The sequence below is a fragment of the Zoogloea sp. genome (genome assembly GCF_028693495.1).
Lineage (GTDB): Bacteria > Pseudomonadota > Gammaproteobacteria > Burkholderiales > Rhodocyclaceae > Zoogloea.
In genome coordinates, this window is the sequence record NZ_JAQUVG010000087.1 from 1 (window position 1) to 15,000 (window position 15,000).

General features: G+C 62.3%; 8 protein-coding genes and 1 tRNA gene. 4 read left to right on the forward strand and 5 right to left on the reverse strand.

The features are described 5' to 3' along the window. Positions 1 to 212 precede the first annotated feature (212 nt). Positions 213 to 1,526 (forward strand): 23S rRNA (uracil(1939)-C(5))-methyltransferase RlmD, encoded by a 1,314-nt coding sequence (gene rlmD, locus PHD22_RS13255; RefSeq protein WP_299867657.1) that lies wholly within the window; start codon positions 213 to 215, stop codon positions 1,524 to 1,526. Positions 1,527 to 1,578: 52 nt separating this feature from the next. On the opposite strand, the gene PHD22_RS13260 is transcribed toward rlmD, so the two are convergent. Next, on the reverse strand, positions 1,579 to 2,265 hold the full coding sequence (locus PHD22_RS13260) for a Bax inhibitor-1/YccA family protein (protein WP_299867660.1): 687 nt from the start codon (positions 2,263 to 2,265) through the stop codon (positions 1,579 to 1,581). A 130-nt stretch (positions 2,266 to 2,395) separates the two neighbouring features. On the opposite strand from PHD22_RS13260, the gene PHD22_RS13265 reads away from it, so the two are divergent. After that, a tRNA-Ser gene (locus PHD22_RS13265) sits at positions 2,396 to 2,483 on the forward strand. Positions 2,484 to 3,100: 617 nt separating this feature from the next. On the opposite strand, the gene PHD22_RS13270 is transcribed toward PHD22_RS13265, so the two are convergent. Further along, complete coding sequence (locus tag PHD22_RS13270) at positions 3,101 to 3,394, reverse strand: Fic family protein (protein WP_299867663.1); 294 nt, start codon at positions 3,392 to 3,394, stop codon at positions 3,101 to 3,103. A gap of 221 nt (positions 3,395 to 3,615) precedes the next feature. Here PHD22_RS13270 and PHD22_RS13275 point away from each other — a divergent pair, with 221 nt between their 5' ends. After that, positions 3,616 to 6,843 carry an MASE3 domain-containing protein gene (locus PHD22_RS13275; RefSeq protein WP_299867666.1) on the forward strand — a complete coding sequence of 1,076 codons (3,228 nt, stop codon included), beginning with the start codon at positions 3,616 to 3,618 and terminating at the stop codon, positions 6,841 to 6,843. 79 nt (positions 6,844 to 6,922) lie between these two features. Here PHD22_RS13275 and PHD22_RS13280 read toward each other — a convergent pair whose 3' ends face one another. From PHD22_RS13280 to PHD22_RS13290, 3 genes are all read right to left on the reverse strand, one after another. Beyond that, entirely contained in the window at positions 6,923 to 8,071 is a 1,149-nt protein-coding gene (locus PHD22_RS13280; protein WP_299867669.1) for an EAL domain-containing protein, read from the reverse strand. A gap of 3 nt (positions 8,072 to 8,074) precedes the next feature. Further along, a complete protein-coding gene (locus PHD22_RS13285; protein WP_299867672.1) occupies positions 8,075 to 9,724 on the reverse strand; it encodes a methyl-accepting chemotaxis protein in 1,650 nt (549 codons plus the stop codon). 233 nt (positions 9,725 to 9,957) lie between these two features. Beyond that, positions 9,958 to 13,281 (reverse strand): EAL domain-containing protein, encoded by a 3,324-nt coding sequence (locus PHD22_RS13290; RefSeq protein ID WP_299867675.1) that lies wholly within the window; start codon positions 13,279 to 13,281, stop codon positions 9,958 to 9,960. Between the two features lie 287 nt (positions 13,282 to 13,568). On the opposite strand from PHD22_RS13290, the gene PHD22_RS13295 reads away from it, so the two are divergent. Beyond that, a partial coding sequence (locus tag PHD22_RS13295) for a DUF6880 family protein (protein ID WP_299867678.1) occupies positions 13,569 to 15,000 on the forward strand: 1,432 nt, incomplete at its 3' end.

The window sequence follows — 15,000 nt, forward strand, 5'->3', positions numbered from 1 at the left end:
GCTCGAGTTGCGACGCCGGTAAACCCCGGGACTGCCTGGCGAATCAGCAGTGGTTTCTTTTGCCAGTATTCAGCGAGGAATTCCTCCGCTGTCAGGCCGCCTAAAAGTGTATTCATCATGATCCGGATTATAACTGTTCGCCTTGTCTGCCCCTTGCCGGGGATAAAATGGCGCCCTTTCCCATTTCTGGCTGTTTGATGCCCTGTCCTGTCATGAGTGTTCCGGCTGTCCGTGAAGCTGTCATTGAATCCCTGGATCACGATGGTCGTGGTGTGGCCCACGTGGAGGGCAAGGTCGTCTTCATTGAAAGGGCTCTTCCGGGTGAGAAGGTGACGTTCACCCCTTACCGCAGCAAGCCCAGGTACGAGGTGGCGGATGTGTTGCGGGTGGTCGAGCCCAGCGCGCAGCGGGTGACACCGCCCTGTCCCCACTATGGCGTCTGTGGTGGTTGCAGCATGCAGCATCTGGAATCCGGTGCCCAGGTGGCAGCCAAGCAGCGGGTCATGGAGAACGCGCTCTGGCACCTGGGCCGGGTGCGTCCGGAGATCCTTTACCCTGCGATTGTCGGACCGGTCTGGGGGTATCGCTATCGTGCCCGTCTCACCGTACGCCTGGTGCCTAGCAAGGGCGGGGTCCTGATCGGTTTTCATGAGCGGCGCAGCAGCTATGTGGCGCCCATGGAGCAGTGCCCTGTCCTGCCGCCTCATGTGTCGGCACTGGTGCCCCGTCTCAAGACCCTGGTGGCGGGTCTGTCAGCGCCGGATCGTCTCCCGCAGATCGAAATTGCCGTGGGCGAGGGCATCACGGTCCTGGTTTTCCGTCATCTCCTGCCCTTTACCGCAGCGGATCAGGCCCTGCTTGCCGCCTTTGCCCAGGAGGCCCGGGTCCAGGTCTGGGGGCAGCTCCAGGGACCGGATTCGGCGCGTCGCCTGTTCCCCGCCGAGGCCCCCGGCCTCGTCTATACCTTGCCTGAGTTCGGTGTGGCGATGGCTTTCCGGCCAACAGATTTTACGCAGGTCAATATGGGCATCAACCGGCTGCTGATGTGCCGTGCCATGCAGCTCCTCGATCCCCAGCCGGGTGAGCGCATTGCGGATCTGTTCTGTGGCCTGGGGAATTTCAGCCTGCCCATCGCCAAGCTGGGGGCCCATGTGGTGGGTGTCGAGGGTAGCGAGTCGCTGGTGCAGCGGGCCAGTGAGAATGCCGCATTGAATGGTCTGGCCGAGCGCAGCGATTTTTACGCAGCCAACCTGTTTGAAACCACTGAGGACAGTCTGGCCGTCCTGGGACATCTCGACAAGATGCTGATTGATCCCCCCCGGGAAGGGGCCGTTGCCGTAGTCAAGGCCCTGGGTGCCTGTGCGCCGCAGCGCATTGTGTATGTCTCGTGCAACCCGGCCACCCTGGCTCGGGATGCGGCCGTGATGATCCATGAGAAGGGCTATCGCCTCAAGGGCGCAGGGATCGCCAACATGTTTCCTCAGACGTCCCACGTGGAATCCATCGCCTTGTTTGAGCGGGGGTGAATGTAAAAAAGGCGACCCGGAGGCCGCCTTTCTTGCTTACCAGGGAAGATGCTCAGTCCCGGTCGCCGCCGAAGGCCATGATCAGGTTCAGCAGGCTCACGAAGATGTTGTAGATGTTCAGGTATACCGACAGGGTGGCCGTGACATAGTTGGTTTCACCCCCATGCACGATATTGCTGATGTCGTACAGGATGTAGCCCGAGAACAGCATGATCACCGCAGCGGAGATCACGAGGTTCAGTACCGGCATCTGCAGGAAGATGTTGGCCACCACCGCCAGCAGGATCACCACCATGCCCACCATCAGGAACTTGCCCATGTTGGTGAAATCCCGCTTGGACACGCTGGCAATGGTTGCCATCGTCGCGAAGATTGCACCGGTACCGCCCGCCGCCAGGGCGATCATGGAGCCGCCATTGGAGAAGCCCAGCGCGACCTGCAGGATGCGCGACAGCATCAGGCCCATGAAGAAGGTGAAGCCCAGCAGGAGCACGACCCCCATGCTGCTGTTCTTGGTTTTTTCGATGCCGTAGAAAAAGGCGAAGGAAATCCCAAGGAAAAGCAGGAAGGCAATGAACGGGCTCCCCGCCATGAACGAGAACTGCATCTGCACGCCCAGGAGCGCGCCGGCAACGGTCGGCACCATAGTAAGGGCAAGCAGCATGTAGGTATTGCGCAGCACGCGGTTTGCGCCGTGCGACAAAACCTGCGATTGCTGTCCATAAGTGTCGAGTTGCATGGAAATCCTCCGAAAGTGTTGAGCAGTGTAGCCTGCATGGCATGAGAGTATAGAAGCCCCCTGGAAGTTTCAACCTTGTTCCCTTTACATGCTTTTCGGCACTCGCTCCATGCTAGAATGCGCGCCCAATGGAGGTGTGGCAGAGTGGTCGATTGCACCGGTCTTGAAAACCGGCAAGGGGAAACCCTTCGTGAGTTCGAATCTCACCGCCTCCGCCAGGTTGATGTAAGTGCTTGATTGGTAATAATTTCCGTTGTTTCGATGGCTTGGAAGCTGCGGGGGTGACAATCAGCTTCAAACAATGCCGCCTTGCTCGTATCGGGGGGGGGGGGCGACGACAAGAGTTCGAACATCTACGTTCGATTGACCGCTCCGAAAGCGCTACACCAGTACATCACCACCAAAGAGCGCCAGTATCGTCAGTCTACCGGCACGGCTGGCATGAGTCGTGCGTGGGTTAGTTATTGGTGTAGAGCTCGTCGTCCACAGGCGCCGGGAGTGGGATGAACACCTCGCCAAGCTTGCGCCTGACCATGACGCAACGCCTGTGACACTTGATGCTTGCTCGACGTGCAGGCGACGGCTGACCGACATGCTGCCCTCACTTTATCGGTCAAGTCCTGGACGACCGGCCCGTATCCAGCGTTCGGTCAGGGAGATGCCCAGTCGGTAGCGGGCGCAGTTGCATACCTCCAGTTGCGATAACTCCTGCTGCAGGAGTTTCCTGAAGGTGGGCGGGCAGGTCCTCCGCTGGGATGCCGAGCGTGCCGATAGCTGCACCGGGTTCGGTGCTGTCGGCGACGACCTGTCGAATCGCGTCGTCCAAGTGTTCTCGTTAGCGTTGTCGAAAGAGGTCGGGTCCGCCCATCGATTCCAGGAGCACGGCGTATTTTCCGCTGGAGCGCCGGTAGGTCCAGGCGAACAGTTCAACGGCCAACGAAGAGTCCTGCTGTTCATAAATGCCCATCATTGCCAGCGCATAGTCGCTCTGCTCAACGTCCAGGAAGGAAAGATGCGCGCAGTTTTGCAGCAGCAACGGCAGATTGGCACACCGCCGGCTGGTGCGTTTGTCGCCGTCCTCGAACGGCTGTAGATAAGCCAGATTCACCATAAAAAAGGCGGCTTCCATCGGGTCAGCGTTGAACTTCCCAGACTACAAGACAGGGGACTCACTGTCTGTTGCAGAATTATCGTGGTTCCTGAATTCCATCAGAACTGCAAGCTCAGCGCGTAACAGTGCTCCATGCTGCATCGGCCGGCAGCCCTTTCATGCCAGATACCCTCAAAATAGGGGCTTCTTGGTGTGTTATCTCAGTTCGGGCTCGAAATGTATTTTTCTGAAGGCAAGCAATGAACAGTGCAGCCCCGTTCCCTGTGGCCAAGGGCACAGAGGGGACACTCACGGTACCGCTGCTGTGGATCGTGGTCCTGAGTCTCCTGCTCCTGCTCGGTGGCGGGTTGCCGGCACTCAGGTTCTTTGCGTTACCGGCGCATTACCTGCCGTTCCATATCACACTTGAATTCATTGCCATGGCTGTCTCTGCCATGGTCTTCGCACTCGCCTGGAATCTGCGTCACATCGAGGGAAACAGCCACGCCGTCATGCTCGGTACCGGCTTCCTGGCGGTCACCCTGATCGACCTGGGCCACACCCTGTCCTTCGCTGGCATGCCCGAGCTGATCACGCCGAGCAGTCCGGAGAAAGCGATCAACTTCTGGTTGGCGGGCCGCTACGTTGCCGCCCTTGTGCTGCTTGCCGTTGCCGTGCGTCCACCGGGCAACTGGTCGGCACTGCGCAGCCTGGGGGCGCTGTTCTCGGCCTTGATGCTCAGCGCCGCCGTCTGGTGGTTCGTCATCGCGCACAGCGCATGGCTGCCGCGCACCTTCATCCCTGGCCAGGGGCTGACCGAACTAAAGATTGCAGCCGAATACACGCTGGCAGCGCTCTACGGTGTGGCGGCGCTGCTGCTTTACCGCAAGGCGGGCGCCCAGCAGCATGACGACCGTTTCTGGCTGGCTGCAGCGTCCTGGGTTCTCGGACTCGCCGAGCTGTTCTTCACCCTGTATGCGGACGTGACCGACGTTTTCAACCTCCTCGGTCATGTCTACAAGGCGATTGCGTACATGATGATCTATCGTGCGCTGTTTGTCTCCGGCGTCCGCATGCCTTACCGCGAGCTGGCGCGCGAGCGCGGCTACCTGCAGAGCCTGCTGGAAACCATTCCAGATCTTGTCTGGCTCAAGGGGCCGGACGGTATCTACCTGTCCTGCAACAAGGCTTTCGAGCGTTTCTTCGGGGCCAGTGCAGGGACCATCGTTGGCAAGACGGATTACGATTTCGTGCCGCGGGAACTGGCCGATGACTTCCGCCGGAATGACAAGATCGCGATGACCCAGGGCCGGTCGACCATCAACGAGGAGGCGCTCACATTTGCTGCCGACGGTTATCAAGGTGATTTCGAGACGACGAAAACTCCGATGCGCGACGCTCGCGGAAGGGTCATCGGCGTGCTCGGTATTTCCCATGACATCACTGCGCGCAAGGCGCTCGAGCGCGAGCTGCGCGACAAGGACGCACAGTTCCGCCTGGCCATCGAGTCCTCACCGGACGGCTTCTGGGTGATGGACTTGGCAGACAGGATTCTCACGGTCAACGATGCGTATTGCCGGATTTCCGGATTCAAGCGAGAGGAGCTGCTGGGGCAGAGGGTCCATCACATCGACGTTCATGAACAGCACTCCGTCGTGGTTGCCCGTTTGCAACGTCTGCCGGCAGCAGGCTTCGACCGTTTCGAGACCCAGCACCGAGCGCGTGACGGTCGCTTGTGGCCAGTTGAGGTGCTGGCCTCTTTCGATCCGAGTGCTGGCGGAAGAATCTTTGCCTTCATCCGCGACATCACCGAGCGCAGGCGGGCCGAGGCCGAGCTGTCTGGCCGTCAGGTCCGGCTCGAGGCTCTGGTTGCCGAGCGGACTGCGGCACTGTCGGCGATGATGGCGCAGGTCAGTGCCAGTGAGGAGCGCTATAAATTCGCCCTGGAGGCGACCCGGGATGGTATCTGGGACTGGGATCTGCGAAGCAACAAGGTTCAACTGAACACGGCCTACCGCACCATGCTCGGCTATGCGCCGGGAGAGCTGGGCGACTACGACGGCAGTCAATGGATGGCTTTTCTCCATCCCGATGAGCGGGAGCATATTGGTGACATGGCATGTGACAAGCTGACCTCCGAAGGCGGCTACGAGATGGAGTTCCGCCTGCGTTGCAAGGACGGTGGCTATAAATGGATTCTCAGCCGTGGCAAGGTGGTCGAGCGCGACAGCGACGGCCGACCGCTGCGTGCGGTTGGTACGCACATCGACCTGACCGTGCGCAAAGCCCTGGAGATGGAGTTGCGCAAGGCCAAGGAGGCTGCCGAGTCTGCGGTCGTCGCCAAGAGTGCCTTCGTGGCCAACATGAGTCACGAAATCCGGACGCCGATGAACGCCATCATTGGGCTTACCGGCCTGTTGCGGCGCAAGACCAGCGATCCACAACAAGCAGACAAGTTGAACAAGATCGTCAGTGCCGGCCAGCACCTGCTGGCCATCATCAACGCCATCCTTGATCTGTCGAAGATCGAGGCCGGAAAATTTGCGCTTGAGCAGAATCCGCTGCAGATCGACACCATTGTGGGCAACGTCGTTGCGATGCTCTTCGAGCGGGCCACACAGAAAGGACTGCAGTTTTCCAGTGAACTGCAAGCCCTTCCGAATGACCTGCTGGGCGACGCGACACGCATCCAGCAGGCTGTGCTGAATTACGCGACCAATGCGATCAAGTTTACGGCCGCAGGTCATGTGACGATCCGCGTCCTGCTGTTGGAGGCGGACGCGACCAGCGCGCTGCTCCGCTTCGAAATCAGTGACAGTGGCATCGGGATCGCACCCGAGGTCATGCCTCGCCTTTTTTCCGTCTTCGAGCAGGCAGACAGTACGACGACCCGCAAGTACGGGGGAACGGGCCTGGGGCTCGCCATTACCCGCAAGCTGGCTGAACTCATGGGTGGCGAGGCTGGCGCCGAAAGCCAGCCCGGGGTCGGTAGCACCTTCTGGTTTACTGTTCGGCTGGCCCGCGACACTGCTGCGCAAAACCGGGAGGCCAGCGTGCCGGCAGACAATCCCGGTCAACGCCTCAAGGAGCGGTATGCCGGTTGCCGGGTGCTGGTGGCCGAAGACAATGTGATCAACCGCGAAGTGGCTGTCGAGATTCTCCGGGAAGTGGGTATGGAGGTTGATGTGGCAGTCGATGGTGTCGAAGCCGTGGCGCTGGTGGCCCGGAACGAGTATCGCGTGGTCCTGATGGACATGCAGATGCCGAACCTGGACGGGCTGGATGCCACCCGTGAAATCCGCACGCTGCCTCGGTCTGCCACTCTGCCGATCATTGCGATGACCGCCAACGCTTTCAGGGAAGACCGCCTGCGCTGCCTCGACGCCGGCATGAATGATTTCGTCAGCAAGCCGGTGATGCCGGAAACGCTCTATGGCGTGCTGCTCAAGTGGCTGGAGAAGCCCGCAGTTTCCTCGGCGCAGGTTTGAGTCTTGCTCAGAAATACTCAGCGCAGGCGCCCAGATCGCCGCATCAGTGATCCGGCTCGTCGCGCAGTTGCTGCGGGCTTCAGGGGGCGGGCACGGGCAGTACTGTTTCGATGGGCTGCGGCCGTCCGTAGCGCCAGCCCTGGGCGTAGTCGATGGGAAAATCCCGCAGTATGTCCACTTCTGCTGCGTGCTCCACACCCTCAGCCAGAATCCCGATTCCCATTTCCTTCAGCTTGGCCGTGCTCCGGGCCAGCTCGGCCAGTAGCGCGGGGTTGCGGCCCAGGCTGCGGATGATGGTGATGCACAGCTTGATGAAGTCCGGTTGGAGGGCTGTCGCGGCGTCCAGATCGGCATAGCCGCACCCCGTGTCGTCCAGGGCGACACGGGCGCCCCCTGCGCGTAATTCCTGCAGCAGGGGCTGCAGGGCGCGTGCATTGTTGAGAGGCAGGTGTTCGGTGATCTCGACCACGATACCCGGCCGGGCCAGGGCCCGGCGCAGGGCGTCATCTGCGAGGCTGGCGCTGGAGAGGTTGATGGTGAGCCAGCAACGGGTGAGCAAGGGCTCCCCTTGTTCCAGCGCCTGCCACGCGCAGGCGATTTCCAGCTCTCGGCTCAGGCCGCAGTGGGCCGCGGCGTCAAAGAGCTGGTCGGCGCGCTCCAGTGCGCTGCCTGCGGGACCGCGGGAAAGCGCTTCGTAGCCAAGCAGCTGGCCGTCAGGAAAGCGGACGATGGGCTGCACCAGCGTGCGCAGCCCCCCCTGGCGCAGCAGGGTTTGCAGTTGTGCTTCGGCGGGAGTGCAGGTGTGGGGCTGGGCGGACTCCAGTGCATGCAGCACCTGCTGCAGATCGGGGAGGCCGGGCAACTGGAGCACCCGAAAACGCGCCAGTCTTGCCGTGGCGCTCCCGAAAATATCCCGGGCCAGCTGGCCAGCCAGCTGGGTCGTCGCAGTCAGCACGGCGAGGTGGCGGTTTTCCGGGCTGTCTCTGAGCAACTGGAAGTCAAGTTCGGCTGGATTGTCAGGAGCGGAATTGCGATAGGGAATCAGCCAGACGCCCTGGGGCAAGCCCTGCAGCGGGGGGCTCGGTTCTGCTCCGGACAAGACCTCCATGACGATGCGGGCGACGCCCCGATCCAGCTCCCTCAAGGCGCCTGCCACGGCTGCCGCACCCATGCTTGCTTCCAGGGCCTGCAGCCCCGTCAGGTGAAATACCAGGCAATGCTCCGGCATGCTTCAACCCAGCCTGAAGCGGCTCACCTGCTGGCGCAGGCGGCTGGAAATCTGTTCCAGGTCAGCAACGGCGGCCGTGTTTTCCTGCATGGCGCCGTGGGTTTCCAGGGACATGGCACTGATTTTTTCCATGTGCAGGGCGATGTCGGTGGCGGTGCCCGCCTGCTGGACCGTGGCCCGGACCACCTCCTGCACGTTCCTGAGGGAATCCTGGGCCTGACGGGTGATTTCCTCCAGCATGCCGCTTGCCTCGGTGGCCAGGGCCAGGCCCTTCTGCACCTGGGGCGCAGCGGTATCCATGGCAGCGACGGACTGCTCCGTTTCGTGTTGCACCAATTCGATCATGCGGGCGATCTCGGCGGTGGAGCTCTGGGTACGCTCGGCAAGCTTGCGCACCTCGTCGGCCACCACAGCGAAGCCCCGGCCGGCTTCCCCGGCCCGGGCCGCTTCGATGGCGGCGTTCAGGGCGAGCAAATTGGTCTGTTCGGCAATTTCCCGTATCACGCTGGCAATTCCGCCGATCTCCTGAGAGCGTTGTTGCAGGTTGCGGATCTGGGTGGTGGATTCGACCACGGTGCTGGCGATACGGGCCATTTCCGATGCCGCCTGCTGGACCAGCTTCACGCCCTGTTCGGAGAGTTCGGCGGTGCGGGCGGAATTGGCTTCAGTCTGATAAGCGATCTGGGAGACCTCGTTGATGCTGGTGGTCATCCCCTCGATGCTGGTGGCGGAGGCCGCAGAGGCTTCCGCCTGGTTGGCTGCTGCATCCCGGGCGTTGTGGGAGGCCTGGGCCACCTGGGCGGCCTTGTGGAAGAGGTCGGTGGCCGCTTGCGCGATATCGGTGAACAGGGTGCGCAGGTCGTCCTGCATGCGGGATACGGCCGCCAGCATGCTGTCCGGGTGCTGGGCGCTTACCGGCATGCTGAGGTCGCCACCGGCGATGCGGGTCACCGCCTGAGCTGCCTGATTGGGTTCGCCACCCAGGGCGCGGCCCAGTTGCCGGGTGATCTGGAAGGCAATGGCGGAGCCGATGAGGATGGACAGGCCACACAGGGTCACCATGAACAGGGCAAACTGGCTTGCCACTTCCCGGGCGTGGGCGGTGGCGGTCTGGTTGCGTTTTTCCTGGTAATCGATGAAGGCATTGATGCGGGCCAGCCATTCGCTCAGGGCAGGACGGGCCTCACCCAGCAGCAGGGCCTGGGCACCCCCCACGTCGCCACTCTGGCGGCTCTGGATCACCCGCTGCATCAGGGGCAGGGTTTTGGCTTCGCTGGCCTGAATCGCCGCCAGTAGCTGGCGTTCATCCTGACTGATCTCCGGGGTGCTGGCAAAGAGCTTGTCCAGATCCGCTGCCGAGTTCTGGTAGAAGGCGGCGAGCCGCTCGATCTCCTGCAGGGTGGCAGTGAGGCCGGCGGCGTCGGGTACCAGGGTCACGTCCCGGAGGCTGATGGCCCGATCATGGACGCTGCCACGGAAATTGATCGCGTAGCGCTGCTTCACCGCGTTCAGATCGGTGATTTCCGTCAGGGTGTGGTCAATCAGGTTCACCTTCTGGATTCCGAGGGCGGTGATACCGACGATCAGGGCCAGCACCAGGCCAAAGCCCAGGGCCAGGCGCTGCCCGGTGGTGAGGGAAGAAGGAGATGGCATGATGGTTTTCACGGATTTTTTGAGGGACGGAATATAGGCCTGGTTGATCTGGCTTGCCAGTCGTGCTTGAGCATCCATTTTATAGGCAAAGACTATGGTAGCTGCTCAGGCAGGGTGTTTGAGCTCGTAAAGCCAGTTCGCCGCGAGGCGCCTCAATTTCGATGCCGCGCTCCCCGTGCCCGGCGCGCCAGGTTCAAGTCTGGAGGGGCGGCAAGGCCCTGGTCTTGAGCGGCTCACCGGTCCCTGGCGGCATGAGCAGCGATGAAGGCGTAGCAAAGCTGCGGATCGTCGGCCAGGTCAAAAAAGGTCAACCTGCGTTTCTGCGCGGTGCTGAGATCGGTCTTGATGTGGTCATGGTCGAGCTTGAGCAATACCATGCCCCAGTCCGTGAAGGTCCTGCGGTGCAGGGGGCCTTCGGTCACAACACGGAAGTCAGCGTGCCGGCCGTCGGCACGGATGCGGTCACATAGGGCAAGAACGGCTTCCTTGTGGCCTTCCAGCAACTGCATGAACTCTCCATCCTTGTGGATGAGGCAGCCGGAAATGCCGTTCCGCCGGTTCCTGAGCTGGAACTGCCGCATCAGGGCAGTGACATCCTCCTCGGACATGGGGAGTCTGCTGTGGCTGACATAGATCAGGAAGTGGAGCGCTGTATCGTTGGCGCCATCAGCCTGGAGGCCTTCCCGCTCGAATGCTTCCGTAAAGGCCTGTTCGGTCAGGGGACGATGAAAGTAATAGCCCTGGATCAGGTCGCAGCCATAGGTGCAGAGCTCCCGGCGCTGGCCGGCGGTCTCGACGCCTTCCGCAACCAGTTTCAGGTTCAGCGAGCGGCCGATTCCGATGACCGCACGGATGATGGTCCGGCTCTCCTCGCTTTTTTCCAGGCTGTCCACGAAGGCCCGGTCGATCTTCAGCACATTGACCGGCAGCCGGGTAAGCTGCGCGAGAGAGGAGTACCCCGTCCCGAAGTCGTCCACTGCCACACGCAGGCCAAGATCGGCGAGCCGGCGGAGGATGCGCAGGTTGGTTTCGACGTCGGCCATCAGCGAGGTCTCGGTAATCTCGAGCAGCAGGTTGGCCGGGTTGGCGCCGGTCTCCCGCAGGATCGCGGAAAACTCATCAACCAGGCTGTCCTCGTTTAACTGGCGGGCCGAGACATTGACCGATACATAAGGGGCTGCTTCACCCCAGCGGTGCCGCCATTCCGCTTCGGCGCGGCAGGCCTCCCGGAACACCCACAGGCCGATCGGAACGATGGTCCCGGTCATCTCTGCCACCGGGATGAACACCGCTGGCGAGACGGGGCCGCTGGCCGGATGCCAGCGCAGCAGCAGTTCGGCCCCCACAATCCGCCCTGTCTCGGCGTTGACGATGGGCTGGAAAAGGGCAGACAGCTCTTGTCTCTCGATGGCCGAGCGCAGGCCATTGATAATGGTGAGGCGCTGCTGGGCCTGCTCCTGCAGGGTCTCGCTGAAGAACTGCCAGCCGTCCCGGCCGTGTTCCTTGACCGTATACATCGCGGTGTCGGCATAGCGAAGCAGGTCATCGGCGGAATGGGTATTGCCGTTGCCGATGGCAACCCCGACGCTGCCGGTCACGAAAAGATCCGTGCCTTGAAAGTGCACGGGCTGGCGCACGATGTCGTTGATCCGCACAGCGAGCAGGGACATGGCGATGGGCTGATCGACCTTCTCGCAGAGAACCACGAATTCGTCCCCCGCGAGGCGGGCGACGGTGTCGCCGGGGCGGACCTGCTCGAGCAGACGGCTGGCGATGGCTTGCAGCAACGCGTCACCCGCTTCGTGGCCGTGGGTGTCGTTGATCGGCTTGAAGCCGTCGAGATCAAGGAACAGCAAGGCAACGCTTTCGCCGCTGCGTCGTGAGCGCTGCAGGGCGTTGCCAAGGCGCTCACGGATCAAGGCCCGGTTGGGCAGGCCGGTGAGGGTGTCATGGGTGGCGCGGTGGGTCAGCTCTTCCTCTGCCCGCTTGCGCTCGGTGATGTCGCGCATGGTGACGACCAGCAGCCAGTTGTCGCCATCGTGGAATTTTGCAATTGAGGCCTCCAGAGGGAAGAAGCTGCCGTCCTTGCGGTAGCCGACCACTTCATTGCGCCCGCTCATCCGGCGCTCGCTCTCCTCTCCCTCGACAAAGGCCTTGAACAGTTCGGCGTGGCGCTGCCGGAAGTGGGGCGGCAGCAGTTGATGAACCGACAGGCCGAGGAGTTCATCCTCTCGATAACCGAACAGGGCCTGAGCGCTGCGGTTCGATTCGCGGATGAGGCCGTCGCTGTCGCTGGCAATGATCGCCATGTCGGCAATCGAGAGGATGTGCTGGGCGGTAGCGACGCGCAACTGGGCGCCTGCCATTTTCTCGGCGAGGCTGCCGGCCAGCGTGGGGGATGGCGGGGACTCCCGGAGCACGGCCGGTTGTGTCCGGGCCTGGTAGCGATCCGGGATCTGGGGGGGGATCTGGCCGAAATGCTGGATGATCCTGAAACTGCCGTCGCCATCGCAGCAGGCCAGCACACTGTTCACCCTCGCATGGTGCGTGGTGGCATCCATTTCCACGATGCCTTGCGGCCCGCTGAGGCGGGTGTGTTCGAGGGCAGAGATCAAGCCCTCTGCGCCGGTGGTGCCGGCGGCTTCGGCGGCCTGGGCGAACGCCTTCACACACAGGTAGGTGCCTTCTCCGAAATTGGTCAGGACGCCATTGCCATCGGGCCAGAGCCCGGTGATGCCGGGATAGCCTGCGAGTTGCTGCTGGTAGTGCCGGTTGCCTTCCGTGTCCAGCGACATGAAGTAGGTATTGCTGGAGTAGAGCCCCTCGCGCACGTCGGGTGCGAGCTGGCTGGCCAGCATCTCGTCGAAGTGACCCATGACCACCGCCATGCGTGGCTTCAGGCCGGCGGCAGAAAATCGCGCGAGCAGGGTCAGCTGGTCCTGGCCGGCAAAATAGGGTACGAAGACATCGGCGCCGGAGAGTGCGACCTCGACCAGCATGCGGTCGATGTCCTCGACGCTGGCGCCGAGGGGCAGGTAGCGCTCACCCACCACATCGCCGTCGAGTGCCCGCAGCGAGTGCTTGGCCGCGTCGATGGACCCTCTCGGCCATTCGTAATTATTACCGGCGAAAAACATCTTCAGGCCGAAGCGCCGGGCCATGAAGGGAATCATCTTGTCGATCTGCTGATTGGGCAGGGCGGCAAAATTGAAGAAATACCGGCTGCTGATACTTCCTTCATAGAAGGAGAAGTTCAGCAGTGGGACCTGCCTGGGTTCAGCGACCTGCGTGACAACGGCGATTCGCGAGTTGGACAGCAGGTTGCCGATCAAGGCGCTGCAGCGATGCTCATCCAGCAGCCTCACGGCAGCTTTCAAGGCCGTGTCGGGCAGGCTGCCGTCGTCTTCGATGACCAGCTCGAGGGGCCGACCAAGGATGCCGCCCGACTGATTGATCTCGGCGCAGGCGATTTGCGCGGCGGTGACGATCTCCTGGCCGTACAAGCCGACCAGCCCCGTCATGGGAGACATCAGGCCCAGGCGTATCGGTTTTTTCATCTATCGGTGTCACTCTCAGCAGGAGCAGGGATCCTAACAGCTCGGGCATCTGGGGAACACCGCCCATCAACACACGGCGTGAAGAGGGTCGCAGTGGCCAGCGGCCCGCATGATCTGCTGCCCTGGTCCGGGACCGAGATCGGATTTCCCTTGCTGAAACGATCCAGGCGATACTCTTTTCAGGCAATTTCACCCAGCGGAGTGTGACCATGAGACATGGCGGGGAAGCTGGATATCGGGTTCTACCAAGGGGCTCTGGACGCGCTTTTGAAGGGACGGGTGGGTTGATGGTGAAGAAAGATGACGGGCAGTCTGACGAGGTGCGGATTGAGACCTATCTCCAGGTGCTGAACGTAGCTGCGCTGCGCAAGCTCGTGCTCGAAGCCTCCTGGCGCGATGACGCGCTGCGCGAAAAACTGCTGATGGCGGCTATCGTGGCGGAGAGCACGGGGCTGCCAGCCTTGCGCCAGGTGGTCAGGCAGGCTACGCGCACGAACGGTTTTGTCGAGTATCGAGAGGCCGGGGGCTACGCCAATCGCCTCGAAGACCTTACGGAGCTGTTGTCGCAGCGCATCGAAGATGGCCAGCCGGGGCTCATCGAGGTCATCGAGGAGGCCATCGCCCTCGCCGAAGAGGCGTTGCAGCACATCGACGACTCCGGCGGCGAGGTGATGCCGGCGATACTGGGCCTGCGCAAGCTGCATCTGGCGGCCTGCAACGCACTGCGCCCCGACTCCGTGGCTCTGGCCGGGCGCTTGTACGGATTCCAGATGCACGGCGAGTGGGACACCTTTCATGAGGTGCTGCCAGACTATGCCGAAGCACTCGGCGAGGAAGGGCTGGCCGCGTACCGGCAGCAGGTGGAGCGGGACTGGAAGGCCCTCCCGGCTCTTGGCCCCGAGCACCATCGCGGTGAGTGGAGCACGTCACGCTTCCGGGTGGAGTCGGCGATGAAGGACATCGCCCTCCATACGGATGATTTCGCGCTGCGGGTGGCCATCCAGGCGAAGAATCTGTCCTCCCCCTCGTGCTTCCTGACGCTGGCCAGGATGTTTCGTGACCAGGGCCGCAAGGACGAGGCGCTACGTTGGGTGGAGCAGGGGATTGCGGCGTTTCCGCATGAACGCCATGACGACCTGTTGACCCTTGCCATCGAGCTGCAGCTGGCGCTTGGGCAACACGCGGAGGTGGCGCGCCTCGCCTGGCAACGCTTCGAGAGGACGCCCGGCTGTGAGCCCTTCTTCAAGTTGCTGGAGGTTGCTGCCCACATCGACTGCGAGGCGGTGCTGCGGCAGCGGGCGTTCGACCTTCTGTGGCAGCACGTGGCCGAGGATGAGTCATCGGATGGCGTCGCTCAGCGCAGCTGGTGGGAGAAGCCACGCCGGGGAGACATCGTCTCCATCTTTCTGCGCGAAGGCGACGCCGAGGCCATGTGGGACGCCTTCTGCGGTGGCAAGGTCGAGGTTGGACTGTGGGAACCCGTTGCAGACGTACGTGCCCAGACCAACCACGAAGAGGCGATTGCCCTCTACAAACGCTTGCTGCCACACAGGATCGAGGGCGGTTCGCGCGGCTCCGACTATGGGCAGGCGTTTGCCATCGTCAACAAAATCCGCGCGCTGCGGCGGGCGCACAAGCAGCTGGGCATGTTCGGTGACGAACTGGCAGAGGTCCGGCTGGAGTGGAAGCGCAAGCGCAACTTCATGAAGCTGCTCGATG

What these genes read in the sequence shown, in the direction of transcription:
- PHD22_RS13275 (WP_299867666.1), top strand. Translation starts at nt 3,616, where the DNA reads ATGAACAGTGCAGCCCCGTTCCCTGTGGCCAAGGGCACAGAGGGGACA.
- rlmD (WP_299867657.1), top strand. Translation starts at nt 213, where the DNA reads ATGAGTGTTCCGGCTGTCCGTGAAGCTGTCATTGAATCCCTGGATCAC.
- PHD22_RS13260 (WP_299867660.1), bottom strand. Translation starts at nt 2,265, where the DNA reads ATGCAACTCGACACTTATGGACAGCAATCGCAGGTTTTGTCGCACGGC.
- PHD22_RS13285 (WP_299867672.1), bottom strand. Translation starts at nt 9,724, where the DNA reads ATGCCATCTCCTTCTTCCCTCACCACCGGGCAGCGCCTGGCCCTGGGC.
- PHD22_RS13280 (WP_299867669.1), bottom strand. Translation starts at nt 8,071, where the DNA reads ATGCCGGAGCATTGCCTGGTATTTCACCTGACGGGGCTGCAGGCCCTG.
- PHD22_RS13290 (WP_299867675.1), bottom strand. Translation starts at nt 13,281, where the DNA reads ATGAAAAAACCGATACGCCTGGGCCTGATGTCTCCCATGACGGGGCTG.
- PHD22_RS13270 (WP_299867663.1), bottom strand. Translation starts at nt 3,394, where the DNA reads ATGGAAGCCGCCTTTTTTATGGTGAATCTGGCTTATCTACAGCCGTTC.